This is a genomic window from Lutimonas vermicola (genome assembly GCF_038433205.1).
GTDB lineage: Bacteria > Bacteroidota > Bacteroidia > Flavobacteriales > Flavobacteriaceae > Lutimonas > Lutimonas vermicola.
Genome location: NZ_JBCDNA010000001.1, coordinates 636,605 through 654,102 on the forward strand (window position 1 = coordinate 636,605; position 17,498 = coordinate 654,102).

17 protein-coding genes and 2 pseudogenes are annotated in these 17,498 nt (G+C 31.9%); 9 read left to right on the top strand and 10 right to left on the bottom strand.

The window, feature by feature from the left end:
• Positions 1–65 precede the first annotated feature (65 nt).
• The 7 genes from AABB81_RS02935 to AABB81_RS02965 all read left to right on the top strand — a co-directional run bounded on the left by AABB81_RS02935 (position 66) and on the right by AABB81_RS02965 (position 5,077).
• Positions 66–386 carry an HIRAN domain-containing protein gene (locus AABB81_RS02935; protein WP_342158488.1) on the top strand — a complete coding sequence of 107 codons (321 nt, stop codon included), beginning with the start codon at positions 66–68 and terminating at the stop codon, positions 384–386.
• A gap of 153 nt (positions 387–539) precedes the next feature.
• Positions 540–758 (top strand): hypothetical protein, encoded by a 219-nt coding sequence (locus tag AABB81_RS02940; RefSeq protein ID WP_342158490.1) that lies wholly within the window; start codon positions 540–542, stop codon positions 756–758.
• Positions 758–1,246 (top strand): 5' nucleotidase, NT5C type, encoded by a 489-nt coding sequence (locus AABB81_RS02945; RefSeq protein ID WP_342158492.1) that lies wholly within the window; start codon positions 758–760, stop codon positions 1,244–1,246. The genes AABB81_RS02940 and AABB81_RS02945 overlap by 1 nt, the downstream gene beginning before the upstream one ends.
• Positions 1,247–1,258: 12 nt before the next feature.
• Complete coding sequence (locus AABB81_RS02950) at positions 1,259–2,218, top strand: hypothetical protein (RefSeq protein WP_342158494.1); 960 nt, start codon at positions 1,259–1,261, stop codon at positions 2,216–2,218.
• 70 nt (positions 2,219–2,288) lie between these two features.
• Positions 2,289–4,262: a DUF2779 domain-containing protein gene (locus tag AABB81_RS02955; protein WP_342158496.1), complete on the top strand. Its 1,974-nt coding sequence runs from the start codon at positions 2,289–2,291 to the stop codon at positions 4,260–4,262.
• Between the two features lie 129 nt (positions 4,263–4,391).
• On the top strand, positions 4,392–4,607 hold the full coding sequence (locus AABB81_RS02960) for a hypothetical protein (RefSeq protein ID WP_342158498.1): 216 nt from the start codon (positions 4,392–4,394) through the stop codon (positions 4,605–4,607).
• A gap of 38 nt (positions 4,608–4,645) precedes the next feature.
• Positions 4,646–5,077: a very short patch repair endonuclease gene (locus AABB81_RS02965; protein ID WP_342158500.1), complete on the top strand. Its 432-nt coding sequence runs from the start codon at positions 4,646–4,648 to the stop codon at positions 5,075–5,077.
• 37 nt (positions 5,078–5,114) lie between these two features.
• Here the strand turns inward: AABB81_RS02965 and AABB81_RS02970 are convergent, their stop codons facing one another.
• From AABB81_RS02970 to AABB81_RS03000, 7 genes and pseudogenes are all read right to left on the bottom strand, one after another.
• Complete coding sequence (locus AABB81_RS02970; protein ID WP_342158503.1) at positions 5,115–6,905, bottom strand: McrB family protein; 1,791 nt, start codon at positions 6,903–6,905, stop codon at positions 5,115–5,117.
• On the bottom strand, positions 6,895–8,337 hold the full coding sequence (locus AABB81_RS02975) for an McrC family protein (RefSeq protein ID WP_342158505.1): 1,443 nt from the start codon (positions 8,335–8,337) through the stop codon (positions 6,895–6,897). The genes AABB81_RS02970 and AABB81_RS02975 overlap by 11 nt, the downstream gene beginning before the upstream one ends.
• Entirely contained in the window at positions 8,334–10,034 is a 1,701-nt protein-coding gene (locus AABB81_RS02980) for an McrB family protein (RefSeq protein ID WP_342158507.1), read from the bottom strand. The genes AABB81_RS02975 and AABB81_RS02980 overlap by 4 nt, the downstream gene beginning before the upstream one ends.
• A gap of 12 nt (positions 10,035–10,046) precedes the next feature.
• The gene (locus AABB81_RS02985; protein WP_342158509.1) at positions 10,047–10,745 is read right to left on the bottom strand and encodes an HNH endonuclease; all 699 of its coding nucleotides are present in this window, start codon (positions 10,743–10,745) and stop codon (positions 10,047–10,049) included.
• A gap of 10 nt (positions 10,746–10,755) precedes the next feature.
• On the bottom strand, positions 10,756–12,279 hold the full coding sequence (locus tag AABB81_RS02990) for a DNA cytosine methyltransferase (protein WP_342158511.1): 1,524 nt from the start codon (positions 12,277–12,279) through the stop codon (positions 10,756–10,758).
• 5 nt (positions 12,280–12,284) lie between these two features.
• Positions 12,285–13,487: a DNA cytosine methyltransferase gene (locus AABB81_RS02995; RefSeq protein WP_342158513.1), complete on the bottom strand. Its 1,203-nt coding sequence runs from the start codon at positions 13,485–13,487 to the stop codon at positions 12,285–12,287.
• Positions 13,480–13,699: pseudogene (locus AABB81_RS03000) on the bottom strand (helix-turn-helix domain-containing protein). Before AABB81_RS03000 ends, AABB81_RS02995 begins: the two are co-directional and overlap by 8 nt.
• A gap of 317 nt (positions 13,700–14,016) precedes the next feature.
• Between AABB81_RS03000 and AABB81_RS03005 the strand changes: the two are divergent.
• Entirely contained in the window at positions 14,017–14,208 is a 192-nt protein-coding gene (locus AABB81_RS03005) for a hypothetical protein (RefSeq protein ID WP_342158515.1), read from the top strand.
• A 58-nt stretch (positions 14,209–14,266) separates the two neighbouring features.
• The gene (locus AABB81_RS03010; protein WP_342158517.1) at positions 14,267–14,686 is read left to right on the top strand and encodes a very short patch repair endonuclease; all 420 of its coding nucleotides are present in this window, start codon (positions 14,267–14,269) and stop codon (positions 14,684–14,686) included.
• Here AABB81_RS03010 and AABB81_RS16065 read toward each other — a convergent pair.
• The 3 genes and pseudogenes from AABB81_RS16065 to AABB81_RS03025 form a co-directional block, all read right to left on the bottom strand.
• Positions 14,643–15,365, bottom strand: a pseudogene (locus tag AABB81_RS16065) (DNA cytosine methyltransferase). The gene AABB81_RS03010 and the pseudogene AABB81_RS16065 overlap by 44 nt on opposite strands.
• A complete protein-coding gene (locus AABB81_RS03020) occupies positions 15,344–15,934 on the bottom strand; it encodes a DNA cytosine methyltransferase (RefSeq protein ID WP_342158521.1) in 591 nt (196 codons plus the stop codon). Before AABB81_RS03020 ends, AABB81_RS16065 begins: the two are co-directional and overlap by 22 nt.
• Positions 15,924–17,408 (bottom strand): DNA cytosine methyltransferase, encoded by a 1,485-nt coding sequence (locus AABB81_RS03025; protein ID WP_342158522.1) that lies wholly within the window; start codon positions 17,406–17,408, stop codon positions 15,924–15,926. Before AABB81_RS03025 ends, AABB81_RS03020 begins: the two co-directional genes overlap by 11 nt.
• Between the last annotated feature and the right edge of the window lie 90 nt (positions 17,409–17,498).

Here is a 17,498-nt window from a genome sequence, read left to right on the forward strand (position 1 = left end):
ATTAAAGCGACATGTCCTGACGTTGTGGGAGATTATTTTACACATGAACTTAAAATCCCCTTAGTATGAAAAAGATACATTTTCTGCATTGCCATTTGGCCGGATTCAGTTTTTACGATGGCGTGCTTGCCTTCGAGAAACTCAAAATCGGCACAGAATTACAATTGAAACAGGACCCTACCAACCATTATGACAAGTATGCGGTTGAAATCTATTACAAAGAACACAAGCTCGGTTTTATCCCCAGGGGCATGAACAAATCGATCGCCAAACTCTTAATGGTAGGCATCAACTGTTTTGAAGCCCGCGTACAATGGGTTGATGGCGAAGCCCATCCGGAGAATCAGGTAGGGCTTATAATTTACGTGGTGGGAAAAGAAGCTTAGAAAAAGAATCCTATTTTAAATCGTGAACGAACAAGTTTATGTTTTAAAAAATACCCTCATAAGGGTATATAATACTTTGATGAATATCATCTATACTTAATTACATTTTAATATCTTTAAACGGTATGCAACTAATTATAATCCCTATAACATATGATAAAATTAGAAATAAATGACAGTACCCTAAGGTACTTACGAAAACAACATAAAGACTGGTCAGACGCTAAAATAAAGGAAGAAGCCCAAAAGATCTTCGACAAGTATGTTGAAGATAATAAAGAGCGGTTGGAAGAAGAAGCAAAGAAAGATAAAGAAGCTTTCGACAAATCTGTTGACATGGAATTTACCAAGCTTTTGATGAATCAAAATTAATGAAAGAGGCAAACAAGAAAATTGTATTTATTGATATGGACGGTGTGCTTGTCGATTTTGGGCAGGCAATTAAGGATATGCATAAAACTTATCCTGAGTACAAATCTAAATATAAAGAAAAGCCCGATTTAATTCCTGGGATCTTTAAAGATCCTAAACCCATAACAGGTGCTATAGAATCAGTGCAGCAATTGGCAGCAAGTAGAAAATATGATCTATATATATCTACTACTGCAACCTGGGAAAATCCAGAGGCAGCCATGCATAAAAGACTTTGGGTTGAAAAATATTTTGATCAACTATTTAAAAAGAAAATGATCATCACACACCGAAAAGATCTGTTACTGGGTGATTATTTAATCGATGATCGAACAGCAAATGGTGCGGCTGATTTTAAAGGTGAGTTGCTTTCTTTTGGATGGGCTTATGAAAAGCAGGCATGGAATGATTATAGGACCTGGAGTGACATTTTAAAAAGGTTAATGTGAAAAAACAAATTTATGGATTCTGACAATAAATCTTATTTGATTAAACGTAATTCTATTTTTACTAATAGTAAGGTTATAAAAAAGTTCAACTCTTCTAAAAAAGGTTACTCGGATATAAGAATAGATCACAGAAATTATTTTCCGCTTTCTAATAAATTAAAAAAGGGGGATATTTTGTACGTTGCTGAAACTGGAGGTGGTATTTATGCAAAAGGAAAAGTTCTTGAGGAACCAAAAGAAGAAGTCTTTGATAATATTGAACAAGTTTTGGATTTTTGTCAAAATAGAAATCGACCCGCATATTGGATGCCACAAATAATTAATTTTCATGAAAAATTAAAAGCTAAGTCAAATACAAAACTTAGATTCATTGAGTATTTTATTGAACAAGAGTTGTTAGATATGGTAATTCCATTTAATGGACCATTAAAAGAATATAAAAAAGGGCGCAATACATTTATTGAACTTAAAGAAAGAGATCTTTTATTTTTAAAAAATCCTGATTATAGATTGGATAAACTAACTACTCTTAATCCTAAGATACCATCTGATTTACGTTTAAAGGTCTACTTATTTATGAACAAAAAATATTCGATTGGTCACATGGTAGATATTGATCATTTTGTACCAAAAAGTGTTGGTGGCCCAGGGAATATTATAGAGAATCTTGTCCCCATTGGATTAAGTTTAAATAGATATAAAAGTGATTCAATACCAAGAGGTTTTTTTCAAATAGCGAGAGATGAATTTCCTGAAATGAAGAAATCAATTGATAAAATATTAAAAGATACTAGTTTGTTCATAAAAAACTCAAAATTCTCCAATTCTAAAGAAATTGCAACAAAAATAACTGCCTTGATAAATAAAAAAGACATTAAAGATTCTAGAAATTTCTACTTTAAAGTTTTATCATCGTTTCATAATGATTATGCAATGTTAATTGATGAATATAATCTTAACGAAAATCTATAGACTTCAATTCAAATATTACAGAAGAAATATAAATGGATTATTTATCCCATAATTAACTTACATCATCCAAATGAAAAGAACCCTTCGATGCTTGACAAAATCACGATTCAAATTAGGCCTGGAATGTCCTAATAAATTATATTATACACGTAAGAAGGAATATGCCAACCAAAAAAATGAAGATCCTTTTTTAAAAGCCCTGGCCGAAGGTGGTTTTCAAGTAGAAGAATTGGCGAGAATGCATTATCCTGACGGTGTTCTAATCGAAGGAAACGATGGTGATTATCACGATCTTCAAAAGAGAACGCAAGAATTACTACAAAGAGATAAAGTCACCATATTTGAAGCTGCTTTTTTAATTGATGGCTTATTTATCAGAACAGATATTTTGGTAAAAAAAGGCAATGATATAGAACTTATTGAGGTTAAATCTAAATCATACGACCCTTTTGACGAGAATCTATTTATAGGAAAAAAAGGAGGCATGGTGAAACCCTGGAAACCTTATTTATTTGATGTGGCCTTCCAAAAGCATGTCATTCAATTGTGCTACCCTGACTGGAGCATTACAGCCTTTTTAATGATGGCCAATAAAAGAAAAACGGCTTCTATTGATGGTTTAAATCAGCTGTTTAGAATAACCAAAACGGCGCAAAACAGAACCGGAATTGACAAACGGGTAGATTCACTTGATGAGATTGGTGATTCTGTTTTAGGAACGATTTCAATTGACGGCATTCTTGATGGGATTTATAATAATAAGTTTAAGTATCATGATAGCCTGACATTTCTGGAATCTATTAACGAGCTCAATAAAGCCTATCAAAATGATGTCTATTTTAATTGGCCCACCAGTTTTTCAACATGTAAAGCCTGCGAATTTAAATCAAGTCCTGAAGATGATGAAAAAGGCCTGAAATCTGGTTTTAAAGAATGTTTTACCAAACAACACCAATGGGGGAAAAATGAATTTGCCAAACCCAACACATTTGACATCTGGGATTTTCGAAAAGGTGGTGCTTTATTAGATGAAGGCATTCTTTTCAAAGAAGACCTGACAACGGAAAATATTGGTTATATAGAGCAAGCCGGTCAACTATCCAGAACGGAAAGGCAATGGATCCAAATTGAAAAGGACCTAGACAATGATGCTTCCAGTTTTATAGATACAGATGGCTTACAACAGGAAATCGGATCCTGGAATTTTCCATTGCATTTTATTGATTTTGAAACCAGTACCGTTGCCCTACCCTTTAACAAAGGCAGGCATCCTTATGAGCAAATTGCGTTTCAATTTTCTCATCATATCTATCATGAAGACGGCACAATTGAACATGCCTCTGAATACATCAATGACCAAGCCGGCGTCTTTCCAAATTTTGATTTTCTTAGGGCTTTAAAAAAGGTTTTAAGTAAAGATCAAGGCACTATATTTAGATATGCTACGCATGAGAATACCATCTTGAATGCCATTTACACCCAACTTTCAACCTCACAGGAAGCAGACAAAGATGCGCTTATGGCATTTATTCAGGAAATCTCTCATTCCAAAAAAGACAGCGCTAATGTTTGGAGAGGCGAAAGAGATATGGTAGATCTGTTAGTAGTCATTAAAAAATATTATTATAACCCCCACACAAAGGGTTCTAATTCAATCAAAGCAGTTTTACCTGCTGTTTTACACTCAAGTAGTTTTCTTCAAGACAAATATGCCAATCCTATTGGCAATATCAATATCAGCAGCAAGAATTTTAAAGACGATCATGTTTGGTTAAGAACAGAAAATAATAAGGTTGTAAACCCTTATAAAATGCTACCTAAAGTATTTGATAACTGGACAGAAGAAGAAATAGAGATGTCACTTTCCGAAATTGAGGATATTGATAATGGTGGCGCTGCCTTAACGGCTTATGGCAAACTTCAATATACGGATATGAGTGCAGAGGAACGTAAAGAATTATCAAGCGCTTTGTTGAAATATTGTGAACTGGATACGTTGGCTATGGTCATGATTTATGAGTATTTTAAAAAACTTATTGAATAATTAATGCATGCTATATAATCTTTAATTATCTTTAAAATATAACAAGAATCTATAGAGTTTCTATTTTTAGAACACCAACAGAGTTTACTCAACCACTGTGGTTCAATGATTCGGCAAATCAGCAAAATTATGAGTTTTAAAAGGCCTTTTGAACACTTGTCAATTCACGAATTGTATCAGAAATTAAAACGCGTTATTGATTATTTTGAATCGGGTAATGAAATCACTGATCATTATCTGGATTTGTATTTGATTCTTAAAAAAAGGATTGAGTACTTGGAAAAAAACCTTCCTAAGAATGAATTAACAATTGAAGAGAAATGGAAAAGGATGTATGAGGAGTGATAATATTTAATCGGAGATTATAGTTAACTTTGAATATCATGGCAGATGTTCATAACAAAGAGACCCGAAGTTATAATATGAACAGAATTAAAGGTAAAGACACTAAACCTGAAATTCCGATCAGGAAACATTTGTTTTCAAAAGGGTTTCGCTTTCGTTTACATGATAAAAATCTTTTAGGAAAACCAGATATTGTTTTAAAAAAATACAAAACCGTAATTTTTGTTAATGGATTTTTCTGGCATGGCCACAGAAATTGCAAATATGCAGTTATACCAAAAACAAGAACTGAGTGGTGGAAAGAGAAAATTAAAAATACTAAATCCAGGGATTCTCTGCATCAATCTGAAATAGAAAAATCAGGGTGGAACTTTATTATAATATGGGAATGTGATCTGAATAAAATGAATATGTCTGGTACTCTGAGTAATCTTACTTCTCTATTGAGGAATAAAACCTCAGAAAAGTAATTGGTCAAGTATCTTGAAACCTACGGGATACAAGTAACTACTCAATTCTAAGCGTTCCATCAAATTCATTTTTAAATGTCTCTAATTTTACCGTTTTTAAACATTTATTAAGAAGCTCCTTAACTTTATTGAAATCATTCATATAGTATTCAAGTAAAAGAGGAATGATTGAATGATTCATGATTTCAAAAATGTCGTTAAAAGTTTTATCCATAAAGTAGGAATGACCTAAAGTGAAATCAGCTCCCCTCTCAAAGTCTCCATCAGGTTCGATAATCTTAGAATTGATAGCTGCCATGACATCTTTTAATTTAACATCTTCAACCAAAGATAAATCCGGGTATTTAGGAATGAACCTAAAACGTCTTCTTAACGCGATATCTAAGGCCGCAATGGACTTGTCAGCAGTATTCATAGTGCCAATAATATAGAGGTTTTCTGGTACACCAAAATTTCTCGAAAACCCCCATTCTTCAGTAAGGTCATCTTCAGGCGAAGGAGCGTTAGGAAGCATTAAACGCATTCCTTTATCTTGGACTTTTGAAATTCGTTTATCGTCTTCAATCAATGTGATAAGTTCTCCAAACACTCTTGATATATTAGCCCTGTTAATTTCATCTATTACAATTACGAAATTATCATCGGGATTGTTTAAGGCATTTTCACATGCTATATAAAAAATACCTTTTTTTCTTTTAAACTTTAATTTTTCGTTTGATAAATCAGGAGCGATTCCTAACACAAAATCCTCATAACTATAGCTTTGATGAAATGTTACAAAATAAATCCGTTTATACTTACCATCATTTCCAAAAGAGATCTTCATTAATTCACTGAACTTATTCTCAAAAACTTTCCGCTCTTTCTTACTGTCAGTATCGTAATCTTTGGGGTCATTATTATTGATTATACTCAATGCAAAATTTACCATATTATAGGTCTTTCCGGTCCCAGGAGGCCCATATAAAATTTGATTTTTAGGTTTTATAGCCGCAGATATCAAAGGTTTATCAAATGAATCTTCAGGCATGTTGAAAAGATCATCAAAATTGAATAAATCAGGATTCTTAAACTTGAAAAATTCATTACTCAGCCATTTTCTTTTATCCTCCTTTTCTGCAGTACTTTTATTAATTAAATTTTCTTCCTTTATTTTGTCAAATACAATGATTTGTAAAATCCCATAATATACGTCAGTATAAAGGTTTCGTGGTATTCCAGTAATTTGTCTTATGAATCTACAATAACTATCATAATCGTCGTACTTTATATCAAAGCAATAATTAAAGACCCTCCGATGTGCTGGGTAATACATAGGGAAATTGTAAGGATCCTGAATGTTTTTAACCATCGCATATATATAAACAAAATGAGCATAATCAGTGTACTCTTTTGGGAAATTTAATTTTTTAAAAGCGTTCAATGATGTGGATTCAATAATTTTATTGAATAAGTCTGCAACATTCATAACCTTGTTATTAAACGTTGTCTGCTTTCCGGATCTAAAATGCATAACCCGGTTTGAGTGTCCTCCAATATTAGTGATTGCAAGAAGCTTTATAAGTTCGTCCAACAGAGCTGTATCATCCACCGTGAAAATATCATTTTTTTTGATTCTATTAATTAAATCACAAATGCCATCGTAATTTTCTATACTTTTCTTATTTGAATGAATTTTTTTTTCTATCGAATATGAATTATTATTTTTAACAAAGTCATATACTTTATTAAATAATTCAGGATAACTGGTTTTGATTTCCTCAAATGTTCTTGGTGTACTTTTTGCAATATCTCTTACCTTATTTAAAAAATCTTGTTTAGCTCCCATGGTTTTCGAATATTGATATTATTTTTGACTTTAACTCTTCTGTCAGTTTTTCAAAACATCTTGTCAATGAAAAATTGCGGTATTGTTCACTACTTAGATTTTGCCAGTCTTTAAGAATAATGTTAATCTGTTCAGCTCTCAATAAGATTTCTTTACCATCTGCCAGCTTGTCTTTCATTATATATTTTTCGGACTTTTCCTTTTTATATTTTAGATATAAAGGATAAAAAAGAATGATTTTATCAATCTTAAAACGGGTTGCATAGGCAAGCATCTGATAGAGATCTCCTTCTTTAATTCCGTCTTTTGTTAAATTCTTGTATTTCGTATCCGTAATAAATTCTTCATGATTAAATCTGATGATTCCATCTGGTAATAGGGAAGCTGAATAATTTTCTTTTCCATCAACATCAGTAAATAGAAAGTTCGACTTAAATGTATCCTCGCCAATGTATTTAGTTGCGCTTGGATTTATTTTCGTTAAACGCTCAATATGCTTTTTAATAAACCCATAAACGAAGTCCTGATACAAGTCATCTGTTTTTAGTAAAAAAGCAAAGACCTGAAGAGTTTCCTTGTTCCTATTAATGATGCTCCCGGCAAGAAAAAGTTTACAATAGTCGAGTATGGTTTGCATATGTCCAAAGAAGGAATTGAAACGAATTGACTCACAATCTCTTGCCTCATAATATTTATCCTCTACATCATCCAAAATTAATATAATGGCTGTAAGGTATTTTTTAGTTTCTTTTACTTTTGTTAGCAATAAAAGTAATCTGCATACATATTTTATTATTCTATTAAATTGGTTATCAACTTCAAGAGAATTGAAACGACAATCAAGTTTATGATGCCTTCCTTTGGAAAAATTCCCCATGAGGTACTTTTTAAAATCAAGACTCCCTCTCATATAATTCAGCTCTGATTCCTGATCCTCAAAGGAATGGTAAGTGCTAACGGATAATACCTCAAGAGCATGTTTTGCGAACAAGTAAATTAAAGCCTCTAAAAAATCATTATTCCTTTGATGAATATCATTCCTAAGATTTGGAAATTTAAATTTATTCGAATAACTAAGCCACCATAAAATATGTGTATGAATTGAATTAATAGAAGCTTCACTAAGTTCTTGATACTCTTGTTCCTGATCAAATATTTTAGGTAATAGATGAATTCTTTTTTTCTTCCAGTTCACAACACCAACATAATTGTTGGACTTGGCAAAAAGCTTTTCCTTTTGACTTACGCCTCTTGTAACTTCAATAAATTTCTGATCAGTCTTCTTTTCAGATACTCCTCTCCAGTTTTCTGTATTCCTATTTTTCCATACAGTGTCCAAAAATTTCTCAAAGGATGAAATCTCTTTGTCATTTAATTTCAATTCACGTGCAGCACCGTGTTCATAAAGTTCTATGGAAGATTCATCTTTCAATTTTGAGAGTTGTTAGGTGTTATACTTAAAGTTCCATCAAACTCATCTTTTGTTACCTCTAATTTTTGTGATTTTAAACATTTATTGAGAAGCTCCTGTACTTTGATAAAGTCATTCATGTAATATTCAAGTAAAAGAGGAATGATAGAATAATCCATAATTTCTTTTACTTCTGCGAATGATTTATTCATAAAATAGGAATGGCCTAAAGTGAAATCAGCTCCCCTCTCAAAATCTCCATCAGGTTTAATGATTTCAGAATTAATAGCTGACATTATATCATTCAGTTTATCATCTTTTACAAGTGATAAGTCAGGATATTTAGCTATGAATCTGAATCTTCTTCTTAACGCTATATCTAATGCTGCTATTGATTTGTCAGCAGTATTCATAGTGCCAACAATGTAGAGGTTTTCTGGCACTCCAAAGTTTCTTGAAAACTCCCATTCATTGGTGGGATCATCTTCTGGTGAAGGAGCGTTAGGAAGCATTAAACGCATTCCTCTATCTTGAACTTTTGAAATTCGTTTATCGTCTTCAATCAATGTGATAAGTTCTCCAAACACTCTTGATATATTAGCCCTATTAATTTCATCTATTACCATTACGAAATTATCATCAGGATTGTTTAATGCATTTTCACATGCTATATAAAAGATACCTTTTTTTCTTTTAAACTTTAATTTTTCGTTTGATAAATCAGGAGCGATTCCTAACACAAAATCCTCATAACTGTAGCTTTGATGAAATGTTACAAAATAAATCTGGTTTTTAGTTTGGCCCCCACCAATTTCCTGTTCCATCAATTCACGAAACTTATTCTCAAAAACTTCACGCTCTTTTTTAATGTCTGTACTGTAATATTCTGTCTCCTTTTCATTAACAATTCCCAAGGAAAAGTTTACCATATTATAGGTTTTTCCAGTTCCAGGTGGTCCAAATAAAATTTGGTTTTTTGGATGAGCAAATAATTCAGGATTCTGATCTTCTGAAGTCTGGATGTTTGTTACGTTAGTTTTTGATAATAATTCTTTTAGAAATTTTATGTAGTTCTTACTTCCTAATATTGCGCTTGGCATTCTCCTACTTTTAGAAAGACTGAAGGTAAAGAAACTACCATTTTTAATTTTAAGATTTGAAGAGAGCTGTTTAATTAATTGAGGTATTTCATTAGAATTTAGCTTAAATACATACTTTTTAAATTCTTCAAAATATTTTCCTTCATACTCAGTGAGTGCCTCGATTAATTTATCCCTATCAGATCGGAATGAATTTTTAAAATAATTATGCTGACTACCATTCTTTTTAATAAACCAGTCTGCAAAGTCCTCTTTCAGATTGATTTCATTATTGGCCTTAATTACATCAATATAATACTTTGGCTGGTGATCAGAAACAGAATCGTCTCTTTCAACATGGACAAAATCATTAACTTCTGCTTTTTTTAGCTTAAAATAATTGGCCATTCGACTTAATCGAACTTCATTGTTTTTTTTGTGGCCATTTTGCTTCACATAAAAATCAAAGGTTTTTTTTAAATTTTTATCGTAAAAGTTGTAAACCTTTGGGTATCCATCTGTAAAGAAAACTTTAGAATCTACTTCTTTAGATGGCGTTGTAAAACCACCTCCCAAATGTGATTTTGTTTTTCCTATATCAGTAGGTGTGAGTGTTTTTTTAAATTCTTTTTTTTCCATAATAAATATATTTTATCCCAAGATTCCTTTTATTTCCTTAATTGAATAAGGAGGTTTTCTCTTATGAATCATTGCATGGCAATTAGGACAAACTGGAATTAAGTCGTTAATCGGATCGACTTCATATGATTCTCCTATTTCTGATATAGGTTTAATATGATGAACATGGATAAATCCCTTTCCAATATCACCATATTCATCACTGAAATCAAATTCACACGCTGAGCAAAATGCTCCATAATGGTCAATGCATTCATCTCTTGCTTTCGTATTACGCTCATATTTATTTACTAAGACAGTCATTTTGGTGCCTTCACTGTAACTATTTTGAACATCATCATTTACTTCATCTGGCAATAAAGTATTAATAGGATAAGGGATGGGTATTCCTTTTTTTTTTAAATCAATTTCATATTTTATTGAAACTCCAGAAATTATTTTATTAATAATTACTTCGTCATCCACAACTGCATTTTTATCGTCAAAATAATTGCCAAATTGAGTTAAACGATATTCCCCATTGGCAGCATGGGAAAATGGAAAGTCATAAAGTATATCAGTATTTTTGTCAATAAATGTAATATTTTTAGGTGGATGACCAAAAAAGGTTGGAGGATCTGCTTTTTTTGGAACTGTTATATATTTATCATGCATACCTGCCTCACCTAGATTAGAAGCGTATAGCCTTTTAACAAAAGATGTCTGACTCATAATTATATTTTTAAATGAATTTTTTAATGACTTTAGCAATACTTCTTGCCATTATAGGTGGCACAGCATTTCCAATTTGCATATATGTTTTTAAATAAGCACCTAAAAAAACATAATCATCCGGAAAAGACTGTATTCTTGCTGCTTCTCGTGGAGTAATGCTTCTAACTTGTCTTGGATGAATATGAGAATGGCAATCCATTTTTAAATGAGCTGTAATAGTTCTTGAAGGTTTATCTTCAACTAGTTTAAAATATTTATCCTTAAAAATGTGATTGCGGTGTTTGTAAGGCATAACATGCTTAATCTTTTCGCTAGTACCGTCTTCACCTTGTTCCAGAGTACTATAGATTTCATAATTAATTTCGTTGGTATATCTAGCCTTATGATTGAAAACGTAATCAATTTTTCTGCCTTGATTAATCAATTTTAAATAAGAATTTTCATTCCCTTCAAATCTATTTACATCCACTTTTTTACCGGTAATTTCATCATCAACTTCTGTCATATTTTTAATACGAGGGGCTTCAAGCTCCTTAATATACTGTAAAGCATCTCTTAAAACATGGCCTTGATTATCTTGATAACTCTTTTCAATTTCTTTGAATATATCTGATGGCGTTATATTTTTTGTCTTGGATATATCGTCCCTGATAGCAATAAATATCAACCGCTGTCTTTTTTGTGCAACACCAAAATCATTCGATACTAATACTTTGCAAGCAACGCTATAAGAATATGTTTTATTACCTATGTTAGCTTTGATACTTTCGTAATCTTCAACCACTTGTTCAGCATATGGAAGCATACCTTTAACATTCTCCATTACCACAAACTTGGGTGCTATTTTTTTTACTGCTTTTAAGTAATACTTATACAATTCATTTCTTGAATCATCAATTATTCTTTGTTGATTCGCAGTACTAAATCCCTGACAAGGTGGTCCACCAATAACAACATCTATTTCTTTATTAATGTAATCTTCTATATGATCAACTATATTTCTGATATCTCCTAAAATGACTCTGTCCTCTTGTACTTCAGGATGATTATATTTGAATGTTTCAATGCAAACATCTTCATAGTCATTTGCCAAATCAACTTGATACCCTTCCTGGCTAAACCCAAGACTTAATCCGCCAGCACCGCAGAAGAAATCAATAGTTTTAGGACCAGTTTTTTTTTTGGCTTTTTCTTGAGTTATTTTCCTCTTAACAGGGTCTAATTTGTTCAATAAATCACCGATCAATTTTTTGTGTTTAATGTTGTAGTTGATCGCTGTAATGAATTCGCTACAAAGAGGTGCTTTTAGAACTTTTAGTAATTGATTTTGTTCATATTCCGAATTTGATTCAATTATTTCAAGCTCTTGTAGTCTTTTAATAGTGTCATCTGACACATCTGAATTTACTGAAGAATCAACGAGATTATTCTTTTGAGCAAAAACATTTAAAAGTTTAATGAACAGATTAACTTTTTCAATGAAAAACTTCCTTTCTCTAGTGTTTTCTATTTTGTTTATATACTGAAACATCTTACTTATTTTCCTAAAACTTTTTTAATACTCTTTGCTATTGCCTCTGCCATTAATGGTGGAACCGCATTTCCAATTTGCTTATATTGTTGGGTTCGTGAACCTTCAAAAACAAAGTCATCTGGAAAAGATTGTAATCTGGCTGCTTCACGAGGAGTTATTGTTCTTTCTTGTTTATGATCAGGGTGTATAAACTGATTACCGTCTTTATATAAATGAGCAATAATTGTTCGAGCAGGTTTGTCCCAGAATTGAACCACATAACTATTATTAAAAACTCTTTGTTTGATATGATTTAAAGATGGCTTTTTTTCTAGCAGCTCTTTGAATGTCCATTTGTTTTTGCTCATAGCCAAATATCTTTTACGGTCCTTTTCATTATGAGTTCTGGCAACATGGTCTAATAATACCTCATCGTCCTTTGATCTGACTTTAGACAAATAGTCATTCCAAGATTCTACTTTGTGCTTAATTATCTTTTTACCTTCTCCCGGCTTCATTGCAGGAAGATCGGATATCGCTTCTTTTACCGTCACATATTTTTGCTTATTAACTCTTTCTTTCTCAACTGATAATGGGTTGAAATGAGTTTTTATTATCCCTTCATAAATTTGTTCTGGTTTAATTTTTATTCCTTTTTTTACTCCAATTAGTATGACCCTTTTCCTTATTTGAGGCACTCCATAGTCACAAGAGTTTAAAACCATTTTCGCTGGGTCTTTGATTAGATTATATTCTTTACCAAGTCTTTTTAAAATGACATTAACTGTTTTCTCTTTTCCAAGCTTTGCACTTAACAAACCAGTAACATTTTCAAAGACAAATATTTTAGGTTTAAAATGATTTAATATCTTCTCATAACTTTCAAAAAGATAATTTCTTGGGTCATCTTGCATGCCGTTATCATCTTTGGCTCTTCCAAGTGAGGAGAAGCTCTGACATGGTGGTCCACCGATCAATAAATCAACATTTCTGTTTTTGATCTCATTCTCTATTTTTACTATTATGTCATCATCTGTGATGTCATTTTCCAGTACACTAATCTCATCTTCAGCATAACCATAATTTTTCATTCTGATTCGAAGGCTTTCACATGCATAATGATCATATTCAACGTGAGTTAGGCTTTTAAATCCTTGTTTATAAAAGCCTTCACTCAATCCGCCACAACCTGCAAACAGGTCAATAAATGTTAATTTCTTACTCATGTTCAACTAAAAGTTCTTTTGCACTGATATTTAATATTTCAGCAATTTTATATAAGTCTTCAACACTTAGCTGTCTTCCCTTTTTAATCATAGGAGTTTACCATATTAAAGCTTTTCCTTAGTTATTCAGCAAGCCAGATATGTTTGATACCTTTTTCTTCTAAAACCTCTTTTATTCGGTTCGTTAATACTAGTAATACAAGTTCTTTTATGAAATTCGAATATCTCAAAATATGAGATATAAATTTTTAAATCAAAACGTTTTTATCAACAAACTTGTTATAATCATAATACCGCTTCAAAAACCCAATATTCATTCTCCTTTACTCCCCTAAATTAAACTTTATTTATTACTTCATCTCTGAAACTGCTAGTCTATTTATTTCGATTTATAAACAAAGAACGTACCCTTAACTACAATTACTTATGTTTGAAACTTAACAAGAATCTTCAGAGTTTCTGCTTTGCAGAACACCAACAGAGTTTACTGAACCACTGTGGTTGAATGATTTGGAAAATCAGCAAAATTATGAGTTTCAAAAGATCATTTGAAGACATTTCAATTCAGGAATTATTCCAAAAACTAAGAAGCATTATTGATTATTTTGAATCAGGTTATGAAATCACTGATGATTATCCGTATATGTATTTGATTCTTAAAAAAAGGATTAAACATCTTGAAAAAATCTACCTAAAGATGAATTATATTGAAGATCAGTGAAAAAGGATCTATAATTAGTGAGTCAATTAACCCAGAATTATAGCTAACTTTGATTATCATGACTGATGTTCATAGCAAGGAGACTCGAAGTTTTAACATGAGCAGAATAAAAGGCAAAAATACCAAGCCTGAAATTCTGGTTAGAAGACATCTGTTTTCAAAAGGATTTCGCTTTCGGTTGCATGATAAAAATCTTCCTGGAAAGCCGGATATCGTTTTAAAAAAATATAAAACCGTAATTTTTGTTAACGGTTGTTTCTGGCATGGCCATAAGAACTGCAAATATGCTGTTATCCCTAAAACAAGAACTGAATGGTGGAAAGATAAAATAAATAAAACAATATCAAGAGATTCTTATAATCATAGCACTGTAATAAAAGATGGTTGGAATGTGGTCATAATATGGGAATGTCACTTAAAACCCGATAGAATAACTAAGACGCTAGAAGATCTTGTACTTGAGCTTCATTCTTTGTGAAAAGTGAAGCAATGCCTGTTGCAATCCTTTCAGCCATTAAAGGAGGCACTGCATTACCTATCATTCTATAATTAGGGCCCATTGACTCATTAAATTCAAAGTCTTCGGGAAATGACTGAATTAATGCCGCTTCCGCAACACTGATTGATCGTGCCTGTTCTATATCAGGATGAATGAACAAAAGACCATCTCTATCCAAATGAGCCACAATTGTATGTGAAGGCTGATCCCATTCCAAATTTCTATATTTATTGTGAATTGAATTTTTACCAATTACTTGGTTATAAAAACCTATTCTGTCCTCACTACTTCTTTTATTCATTCCATTAATTAACCACTTTCTAAAAATACCAATGTCCCTTTTATTGTGAAATCGAGGAATATGCTAAGTTTTTAAAATTTCACTTTTAAAAACAGGAAAATGTGAGACTTTTCTTTTATTAATTATTTGGATATTATTTGAAGGTTTAAAATCAGGTAGATGACCAATTACATGCCTCATAGTTTTAACCTCGCATGATTTTAGGTTATTGATCTCATTGTAAATGTCTTCCAGCTTAATATTAGAATTTTTATTATCCCTGTTTATTCCAATTATAATAACTCTTTTCCTGTTTTGAGCAACGTTAAAATCACGAGCATTAAATAATGCTGTTTTTAATTTTTTTGGTACAAGTATATATCATATCGACAATTATCAAATGCTTCAAAGATCCGATCTGTGACTTTCCTCCCACCCGGAGCAGCACTGAGCATACCTTCAACATTTTCAAATACAAAAACAGATGGTCTAAATTCATCAACTACTTTTATAAAGCTTTCAAATAAATAATTTCTATAATCATCTTTTACTAACTTGTTACTATGAGACCTCCGAGCCATCGAATAAGCTTGACAAGGAGGTCCACCAACCACTAAATCTACTTTAGTGTTTCTTACCAGCCCTTTAAGTCCATTTTTTATTATACTAGCATGATTAGTTTCGCTAAAACTATTCAGAGATAAATCACTCCAATTACCGTTAAGGAGTTCATCAGTTCTCTGTATATCGAAATGTATAACTCTTTTTAACGCTGTATTTTTTGAGTGATTCCATTTTTTCTCAAGTCTTGATCTTAAAGTTCTTACCATTGGAAGTTCCCATTCAACATGTGCAAGTCCTTTGTATTTTCCAGATTTAAGGAACCCTTCAGTCAGGCCACCGCAACTAGTAAACAAATCAATTATAGTAAGTTTTTTATTTTTCATTCTCATTTATTCTATCAAGTACTGATTTGAAATTTTCAGCGATTAAAGAAGCCATTAAAGGTGGGACTGCGTTGCCAATCTGTTTAAATTGATTTCGTGTGGTCCCTGTGAAAAAGTACCAGTCAGGAAACGATTGAATTCTTGCTGCCTCTCTTGGAGTTATACTTCTAGGAATATTACCCGGATGAACATAAGAATTCCCATCTAATTCAAGATGAGCAATAATTGTTTTTGAAACACTTTCTGCGTCAAGTTTAAAATACTTATCTACGAATCCTTTTACCCTCCTATTTCCTTTTGCATCGATTTCCACTCCGTAAATTACTTTTGAAAGCGCTTTTTTATTTTCGGGATCATTTAAATACTTCCCAGGTACAAGATTTTTAAAAATAAATAAATCTCTTTCATTATGATATCTCGATTTATGATTATAAAGCCGCTCCGGAAATTCTAACCTTTCTTTGTAAGTATTTATTAATCTTACATAGGATTGGCTGTCTTTTTCGCCAAGAAGCTCTTTATAAGGTCCATCAGACATGTTCTTTCCAAAGCAATTTATGTTAGAAAAAGATAATTCTTTTTCTTCAGAATAATTATTTGGTTTAGGATTGGCTTTAATTTGTGGCAAGTCTAAAATAACTTCTTTAAGTTTTATGGCCTCTTTCTTAGCGTTAATAATTTCTTCAAAAATTCCTTCCACTGCAATTCCATATTTTTCAGAAAGGTCTTTTCTCAACCCAATAAAGAAAATACGCTCACGGTTCTGTGCAAGACCAAAATCTTTGGCGTTTAATATCGCGGATGAAGTTTCATAATTATTTTCACCTCCTGTATCGCGCAATGATTTTTCAATAAGATCTCTGTAACCAGATGCTGATGCCAGCCCCTTTACATTTTCAATTAGTATCAGCTTAGGGGATAATTTTTCAGCAAATTTTAAATAATGCTTAAACAACTGATTTCTAGGATCATCTATAAACCCCTTGGTGCGTTCTTCCAAACTGGCCTTTTTTGATCGTCCAATCATTGAAAACCCCTGACAAGGAGGCCCTCCAACTAAGACATCAACATGATTAATTCCTGCAAGTATTTTCCTTATCCCTTTATTATCTTTTACAGATGGTGCCTTCTTACGAAGTTCCAACTCAATTCCAGTTTCTATAACCATATGCCCCTGCATATCATAACTCACATCACCATTACCAAGATGTTTATATAGTTCCTTGATATCACCAAGAATAACTCTTTCCTCATTTGTATCAGGATGTGTTTTCAAAAGATTCTTCTTTAAGGTATTTAATGCGGGCTCAGCTATGTCATTAGCCATTTCCAAATGAAAGCCTTTATTACCAAAGCCAATTGTAAGTCCTCCAGCACCGGCAAATAAATCAATGTAAGTGTAATTTTTCATAAAGTGGTTAAAAGTAAATGCATTCCTATAATCAGAAAAATAAAAACGGTTATAATTCCCCATAATAATGAGAAATATTTTTCAAAAGTATTTTATTAAAGCATAATTACATTAATTGGTAATAATGAAGCGAAATTATCTGAAATCATTGAA